At 72.0% G+C, this 7,700-nt stretch carries 5 protein-coding genes; 3 read left to right on the forward strand and 2 right to left on the reverse strand.

Going from position 1 to position 7,700, the window contains the following annotated elements; translation table 11 throughout:
- Positions 1–2,663: ATP-binding protein (locus ABD120_RS26185; RefSeq protein WP_343952727.1), on the forward strand; the 2,663-nt coding region annotated here is incomplete at its 5' end.
- Here ABD120_RS26185 and ABD120_RS26190 read toward each other — a convergent pair.
- Together ABD120_RS26190 and ABD120_RS26195 are read right to left on the reverse strand one after the other, a co-directional pair.
- Complete coding sequence (locus ABD120_RS26190) at positions 2,642–3,394, reverse strand: ABC transporter permease (protein WP_343952728.1); 753 nt, start codon at positions 3,392–3,394, stop codon at positions 2,642–2,644. The genes ABD120_RS26185 and ABD120_RS26190 overlap by 22 nt on opposite strands.
- A complete protein-coding gene (locus ABD120_RS26195) occupies positions 3,391–4,290 on the reverse strand; it encodes an ATP-binding cassette domain-containing protein (RefSeq protein ID WP_343952729.1) in 900 nt (299 codons plus the stop codon). Before ABD120_RS26195 ends, ABD120_RS26190 begins: the two co-directional genes overlap by 4 nt.
- Positions 4,291–4,442: 152 nt before the next feature.
- On the opposite strand from ABD120_RS26195, the gene ABD120_RS26200 reads away from it, so the two are divergent.
- Positions 4,443–5,717 (forward strand): M14 family metallopeptidase, encoded by a 1,275-nt coding sequence (locus ABD120_RS26200; RefSeq protein WP_343952730.1) that lies wholly within the window; start codon positions 4,443–4,445, stop codon positions 5,715–5,717.
- Between the two features lie 440 nt (positions 5,718–6,157).
- Positions 6,158–7,570 carry a chitinase gene (locus ABD120_RS26205; protein WP_343952731.1) on the forward strand — a complete coding sequence of 471 codons (1,413 nt, stop codon included), beginning with the start codon at positions 6,158–6,160 and terminating at the stop codon, positions 7,568–7,570.
- Positions 7,571–7,700 lie beyond the last annotated feature (130 nt).

Raw genomic sequence — 7,700 nt, forward strand, 5'->3', positions numbered from 1 at the left:
CCGACGCGCTGGCCCTGGTCGAGCGCGCCCGCCGCACGCTCGCCGACCATCTCGGCGTCGATCGCGGCCCCGACCTGCGCGCCGCCCACCTGGCCGTCCTCAAAGGCGAACATCCGGTACGGCCCGCCGCGCCAACCGGCGCCCCCAGGCCCGGCGCCCTCAGGCCCGGCGCCCCCGACCTCCATCCGGTACGGCCCGCCGCGCCGACCGGCGTTCCCGACCTCGGCCGAACCCCGGCACCTGTCGCCGAGCCGGGCGGTGGCCAGGCCCGCAAGGGGGCGGCCCGTGGTGGCAACGTCCGGGCGCCGCTCACCGGGTTCGTCGGCCGCGACGCCGAACTCGCCGACCTGCTCACCCTGCTCGGCACCACCCGCCTGGCCACGATCGTCGGCCCCGGCGGCGCGGGCAAGACCCGCCTGGCCACCGAGGCGGCCCTGCGCGAGAACGCCCGCCTGCCCGGCGGCGCGTGGCTGGTCGAACTCGCCCCCGTCACCGACCCCGCCGACGTCCCCGGCGTCCTGCTGAGCACCCTGGGACTGCGCACCGACCACCGCGCTCTCGGCCTGCCCGGCGAGTCGCCGGAGGCGCGGATCGCCGAACACCTCGGGGGCGCCCCCGCCCTGATCGTGCTCGACAACTGCGAGCACCTCGTCGCGGCCGCCGCCGCGCTGTCCGAACGGGTGCTGGCCACGGCCCCCGGCCTGCGCGTGCTGGCCACCAGCCGCGAGCCGCTGAACGTGCCGGGCGAGCGCCTGGTCCCGCTCCCGCCCCTCCTGCTTCCCCCCGAGGGCGTGGACGCGGCGGCCGCGACCGCGTACCCGTCGGTCCGGCTGCTGATCGACCGGGCGACGGCGGTCCGCCCGTCGTTCCGGCTCGACGCGGGCAACGTCGCCGCCGTGAGCGCCATCTGCCGCAGGCTGGACGGCATGCCCCTGGCCATCGAACTGGCCGCCGCGCGGCTGCGCACGATGACCGCCGGGCGCCTGGCCGAGCGCATCGACGACCGCTTCCGGCTGCTGACCGGCGGCAGCCGTACGGCCCTGCCCCGCCAGCAGACACTCAGGGCGGTCGTGGAGTGGAGCTGGGACCTGCTCACGGCAGAAGAGCAGCGGCTCGCCGCCCGGTTCGCGGTCTTCGCGGGCGGGGCGACGTTGGAGACCGTCGAGGCGGTCTGCGACGGCGACCCCGGCGTGCTGGGCGCGCTGGCCGACAAGTCGCTGGTGCAGATGGGCGACGACGGCCGCTACCGCATGCTGGAGACCATCCGGGCGTTCGCGCTGGAGCGGCTGGCCGAGGCGGGTGAGGAGATCGCGCTCAGGCGGCGGCTGGCCGTCCACCTGAGGGATCTGGCGGAGGCGGCGGTGCCGTGGCTGCGCCGGGCCGAGCAGTTGGAGTGGCAGGCGCGGATCGCGGCCGAGCGCGACAACTTCTCTCAGGCGCTGCATTTCGCGATCGACCGGCGGGACGTGGAGCTTTCCGTGCGGTTGTGCGGCGCTCTGGTCTGGTACTGGGTGCTGTTCGGCTCCCGGGAGGAGCCGACGCAGTGGACCGCGCAGGTCGTCGCCCTGGTCGGCGACAAGCCCCCGGACGGCCTGGCCGGAGCGTACGCGGGGGTGTGGTTCACCCACCAGGCCATGCGCCTCGGCCGGATCACCACCGACCTGACGCAGGTGACGCGCAAGCTGGACGAGCTGGTCGAGAGCGCGCTGGCCGAAGGGCCGATCCATCCGATGCTGCCCATCGGGCAGGCCGTTCTCGCCCTCATGTGCGGCCGCGTGGAGTACGCGGAGGCGCTGCTCGACCGGCTGGCGGGCGACGACGACGTCTGGCTGGCCAGTTCGGCGCTGATGCTGGCCGAGCGCGGGCGCTCCGAGGACAAGCTGGAGCGGGCGGCCGCCGGGTTCCGGAGCGTCGGCGACCGGTGGGGGCTGAGCGAGGCGCTGCTCAGCCTCGCCGCGGTCCGGGCTGCGGACGGCCGCCCGGTCGCCGACCTGCTCGCCGAGATCCGCGAGGTCGCCGGCGCGTGGGGCGACCCGAACGACTCGATCGTGACCCTGAGCAGGGTGGCGGTGGTGCGCGCCCAGACGGGCGACCTCGACGGCGCGGCCGCCGACCTGGACCGGGCCGGGGCGGCCCTGAACGACGGCGTCCCCGTCGAGACCCTCGCCCACTTCAAGGTGGCCGAAGGGCTGATCCGCTACTACCACGGCGAGTTCGCCGCCTCGCTGGCCGCCTACCGCATGGCGATGGAGGTGTTCTCGGACACCGTCCCCGACCTGCTCGGGAGCGTCAGAACCCACTACGGGAGGGCGCTGGTGGCCGCCGGCGACCTGGCCGGCGGGCTGGCCCAGCACCGGATCGCGCTCGCCGACGAACGGACCGTGCCCCACGGCTTCCCCCTCTCCGGTGTCTTCAGCGGGTTCGCGCTGGCGGCGCTGGAGGGCGGCGACACCGAGCGGGCGGCGCTGCTGTTCGGCGCGGCGACCTCCGGCGACGACGCCGACCTCGCCGTGGACACCCTGGCGGGGGTGGCGCGGGTGCGAACCGCCCTGGGGGCGGCCCGCTACGCGGACCTGCACGCCAGGGGCGCGGCGATGTCCGAGGAGGAGCTCCGGGACCTGGCGCGGACCACGGGGGAGGATCAGCGCACCCGCCTGTCGTAGGCGCGCAGCGCCAGCGGCACGAAGACGGCCAGCAGCCCGGCCGTCCAGGCGAGTGTGATCCACACGCTGCTCGCCTCCAGGCCGCCCACCATGCAGCCGCGGATCGCCGCCGCCAGGTGCGAGACGGGGTTGATCTCCATCCAGAAGGTCAGCCAGCCGGGCAGGTCGACGGCGGGCACGAAGGCGCTGCTGCCGAACGTCAGCGGCATGAGCACGCCCATCGACAGGACCTGCATCGAGGAGACCGACTTGGCGATCAGCCCGAGCCAGGCGGAGGCCCAGCTGAGCGCCATGGTGAACAGCAGCACCAGGCCCAGGCCGGCGAGCGCCGCCGGCGGCGAGGTCTGCACGCGGAAGCCGACGGCGTACCCGATGATCATCGACATGGCCAGGGTGACCAGCATCGTGACCAGGTCGGCGAGGATGCGCCCGGTGAGCGGCGCGAGCCGGGCGATCGGCATGGACCGGAACCGGTCGAAGACGCCGTTGCCGATGTCGGTGGACAGGTTGATGCCGGTGGTGGCCGTGGCCAGCAGCGCCACCTGGGCGAGGACGCCCGGCAGCATGTACAGCACGGCCTGCTCGCGGTCGCCGCCCGCGGCGCCGCCGAACAGGTAGACGAAGACGACGATCATGAACAGTGGCTGGAGCAGCAGGGCGAACAGCTGACCGGGGCTGTTCTTCAGCGGGATCAGGCTGCGCCAGGTGAGGGTGAGGCTCTGGGCGATCATGAACGGTCTCCGGTGAGGGTGAGGAAGACGTCGTCGAGCGAGGGCAGCCGCAGCGCGTGCTCGGCCAGCACGATCCCGGCGTCGTCCAGCCGCCGCAGGACGGCGGGCGGCACCGACAGGTCGTGGACGGGGATGCTGAGCGTGTCGGAGCCGAGGACGTGCTTGGCCTTCTCGACGTCCTCCTCGCGCAGCGGTCTGATGTCGAGCCGGTGCCCGCCCGCCATGGCCTTCAGCTCCGCGGGGCTGCCGGAGGCCGCGACCCGGCCCTTGTCGATCAGCAGGATGTCGTCGGCGAGCTGGTCGGCCTCCTCCAGGTACTGCGTGGTCAGCAGTACGGTCACCCCGTCGGCGACCAGTTCCCTGACGACCTCCCACAGCTCGCTCCTGGCGTGCGGGTCGAGCCCGGTGGTGGGCTCGTCGAGGAAGAGCACGGCGGGCCTGCCGACCAGGCTGACGGCCAGGTCGAGGCGGCGCCGCATGCCGCCGGAGTAGCCCTTGGCGGCCCGGCCGGCGGCCTCGGTGAGCCCGAACCGGTCAAGCAGTCCGGCCGCCCGCGCCCGCGCGTCCGGCCGGTTCAGGCCGAGCAGGCGGCCCATCATGACCAGGTTCTGCGTGCCGGTGAGCTGCTCGTCCACGGAGGCGTACTGGCCGGTCAGCCCGATGAGCCCGCGCACCTTCGCGGCCTGGGCCACCACGTCGTGGCCGTGCACCCGGGCCCTGCCCGCGTCGGGGCGCTGCAGCGTGGCGAGGATCCGGACGGCGGTGGTCTTTCCCGCCCCGTTGGGGCCGAGGACGCCGAGGACGGTCCCCTTCCTGGCCCTCAGGGCGACGCCGTCGAGCGCCGTCTTCTCGTCGAACCTCTTGACCAGGCCCTCGGCTTCGATAGCGAATTCCATGGCACCCACGCTCGCTGAGAGCGCTGGCAGCAAGCTGGCAGCAGGCTGGCAGGACGTTACGGCCGCCCGGAAAGGCGGGTGCGCAACTTTGGGCCTTCTCGCGGATGAAACAGGCGTCTTCACTCACAGTCAACGACTCCGAGGAGGACATCGTGCGACGTCGATTAACCATCCTGCTGGCCGTCCTGGGACTGTTCTGCCTGACCGGCATCCAGGGCGCGGGCGCCGGTGCCGAACCACCGGCCAACCGGCAGTATCGCGTCGAAGGCCCGTCGGACGCCCGCCAGCGCAGCGCGGTCGCGGCCACGGGAGCGGCCATCGAGGAGGTGGCGAAGGACTCGGTGCTGGTCACCGCCACCTCGGCGGAGGCCGAGGCGATCAGGAAGCTGGGCTACCGGGTCGCGGAGGCGCCGCGCCCGACACCCCCGTCCGGCGCGCGGGTCGCTGACTTCCCGCCGGCGGACTCCCGCTACCACAACTACGCGGAGATGAACGCGAACATCGACCAGCTCGTCGCCGCCCGGCCGGGCATCGCGAGCAAGTTCGTGTACGGCACGTCGTACCAGGGCAGGCAGCTCGTCGGCGTCAAGATCAGCGACAACGTCGGCACCGACGAGGGCGAGCCGGAGGTGCTCTTCACCGCCCACCAGCACGCGCGCGAGCACCTGACGGTGGAGATGGCGCTGTACCTCATGCATCTCCTGGCCGACAACTACGGCACCGACAGCCGGATCACCAACATCGTCAACTCCCGTGAGATCTGGATCCTGCCCGACCTCAACCCGGACGGCGGCGAGTACGACATCGCCACCGGCAGCTACCGGTCGTGGCGCAAGAACCGCCAGCCCAACGCCGGGTCCAGCGCGGTCGGCACCGACATGAACCGTAACTGGGCCTACAACTGGGGCTGCTGCAACGGCTCCTCGCCCACCCCCTCCAGCGAGACCTACCGGGGCACCTCCGCCGAGTCCTCGCCCGAGGTGCGCGCGGTGGCCAACTGGGTACGCGGCCGGGTCGTCGGCGGCAAGCAGCAGATCAGGGCGCACATCGACTGGCACACCTACAGTGAGCTGATCCTGTGGCCGTACGGCTTCACCTACAACGACACCGCCCCCGGCCTCACCCAGGACGACAGGGACGCGCACGCGACCCTCGGCCGGACGATGGCCTCGACCAACTCCTACACCCCTGAGCAGTCCAGCGACCTGTACATCACCGACGGCACGATCAACGACTGGATGTGGGGCGTCTACAAGATCTTCAGCTTCACGTTCGAGATGTACCCGAGGACGGCCAACCCCGGCTTCTACCCGCCGGACGAGCAGATCGTCCCGCAGACCACCCGCAACAGGGAGGCCGTGCTGCGCTTCCTGGAGACCGCCGACTGCGTCTACCGCACGATCGGCAAGGAGGCCCAGTACTGCTGACGGCGTCACCTCTCCGGCCCCCGCCACGCACGTCCGGCGGGGGCCGGAGCCCTGTGTAATTGGGTCTTGTAAGGGGGTGGAGTCAGGGCTACGATCACGGCAACTCTTAGGAAACTTTCCTAAAAGAAATCTTGAAGTAGGGCCAGATGTGTCGAGCTCCGCCGTATCTGACTCCGTTGACCAGCGCAAACGATCGCCCTTCCCTTCAGGCGGCCCCAAGGGGCCCATCGACGACGCCTTCCTCTCCCGTCTCACGGCCGCCGGAGGAACCCGCCGGGCCCGACCCGTCCTGACAACTCGCAGCAAGATCTCCGCTGACCATCCCCCCTCAGGCCCCCCAGGCCCACCCAGGCCCCGCTGACCACTCGCAGGGCCGTCCGCGTGGTTTGCGCCCGCCCCCCAGGGGCGCAAGCCGCGTGGCAGCCACCAACGGAGCGCACATGCGATTGACCGCACTACTCGCCCTACTCCTCGCCGTCGCCCTGGGCGTCGTGGCGCCCGCCGACCCCGCCACCGCCCAGGCCGCCTACCCGGCCTGGGCGCCGCACACCACCTACACCGCGGGAACCCGGGTCAACCACGTCGCCGTCGACTACGAGGCCGTCCAGTCCCACACCTCCCTGCCCGGCTGGGAACCGCCGAACGTGCCCGCCCTGTGGCGCTCGCTCGGACCCGGCGAACCCCAGCCCGGCGTACCCGGGCAGCCCGGCGCGGCCACGGTGAGCGCGACGAACACCTCGATCGCCCTCAGCTGGGGCGCCTCCACCGGTACGGTCACCGGCTACCGCGTCTACGAGGGCGCCACGGTCAAGGCCACCGGGACCGGCACCACGGCCACCGTCTCCGGCCTCGGCACCTGTGAGTCCCACACGTACACGATCAAGGCGTACAACGGCGTCGGCGAGTCCCAGGGCCGTGACGTCTTCGCCACCACCACCGGCTGCACCGGCGGCGGCAACCTGCCCAAGCACTTCCTCACCGGCTACTGGCACAACTTCATCAACCCCGCCACCGAACTGCGCCTGTCGGCCGTGTCCGACGACTACGACGTGATCGCCATCGCCTTCGCCGAGGCCACCACCACGCCCGGCCAGGTCACCTTCGCCCTCGACCCCGCCCTGGCGGCCGCCGTCGGCGGCTACACCGACGCGCAGTTCCGCGCCGACGTGCAGGCACTGCGCCAGCGCGGCAAGAAGATCATCCTCAGCGTCGGCGGCGAGACCGGCCGCGTGTCGGTCGCCAGTTCCTCGGCGGCCACCCAGTTCGCCAACAGTGTCCACTCGATCATGACGAGCTACGGCTTCGACGGCGTCGACATCGACCTGGAGAACGGCCTCAACGCCACCTACATGGCCCAGGCCCTGCGCGAACTGCGCGCCAAGACCGGCCCCGACCTGATCATCACGATGGCGCCGCAGACGATCGACATGCAGTCGACCGGCATGGAGTACTTCAAGCTCGCGCTGAGCATCAAGGACATCCTCACCGTCGTCAACATGCAGAACTACAACTCCGGCGCCATGCTCGGCTGCGACGGCGGCGTCTACAGCCAGGGCACCGTCAACTTCATGACCGCGCTCGCCTGCATCCAGTTGCAGAACGGCCTGCGCCCCGACCAGGTCGCGCTCGGCGTCCCCGCCGGGCCCGGCGCCGCGGGCGGCGGAGTCGTCGCCCCCTCCATGGTCACCCAGGCGCTCGACTGCCTGGCCAAGCGCACCAACTGCGGCAGCTTCGTGCCCGCCCAGGCATACCCGGACATCAGAGGCGCGATGACCTGGTCCATCAACTGGGACGCCAGCCACAACTGGAACTTCTCCAGGACCGTCAAGGCCCACCTGCGAACCATGCCCTGACGGCAGCCCACCAGTCCGTACGGCTCGCGCCACCTCCTCCGGGGCGCGGGCCGTACCCGTAAAGGACCGACGATGCGATCTCGACTCCTCACCTCGGCCGCCGCGCTGGCCCTGGCCTGCGGCGCCCTCG

The organism is Nonomuraea longicatena (assembly GCF_039525605.1).
Lineage (GTDB): Bacteria > Actinomycetota > Actinomycetes > Streptosporangiales > Streptosporangiaceae > Nonomuraea > Nonomuraea longicatena.

Coding starts and splice junctions, on each gene's coding strand:
- ABD120_RS26190 (WP_343952728.1), bottom strand. CDS start 3,394: ATGATCGCCCAGAGCCTCACCCTCACCTGGCGCAGCCTGATCCCGCTG.
- ABD120_RS26195 (WP_343952729.1), bottom strand. CDS start 4,290: ATGGAATTCGCTATCGAAGCCGAGGGCCTGGTCAAGAGGTTCGACGAG.
- ABD120_RS26205 (WP_343952731.1), top strand. CDS start 6,158: ATGCGATTGACCGCACTACTCGCCCTACTCCTCGCCGTCGCCCTGGGC.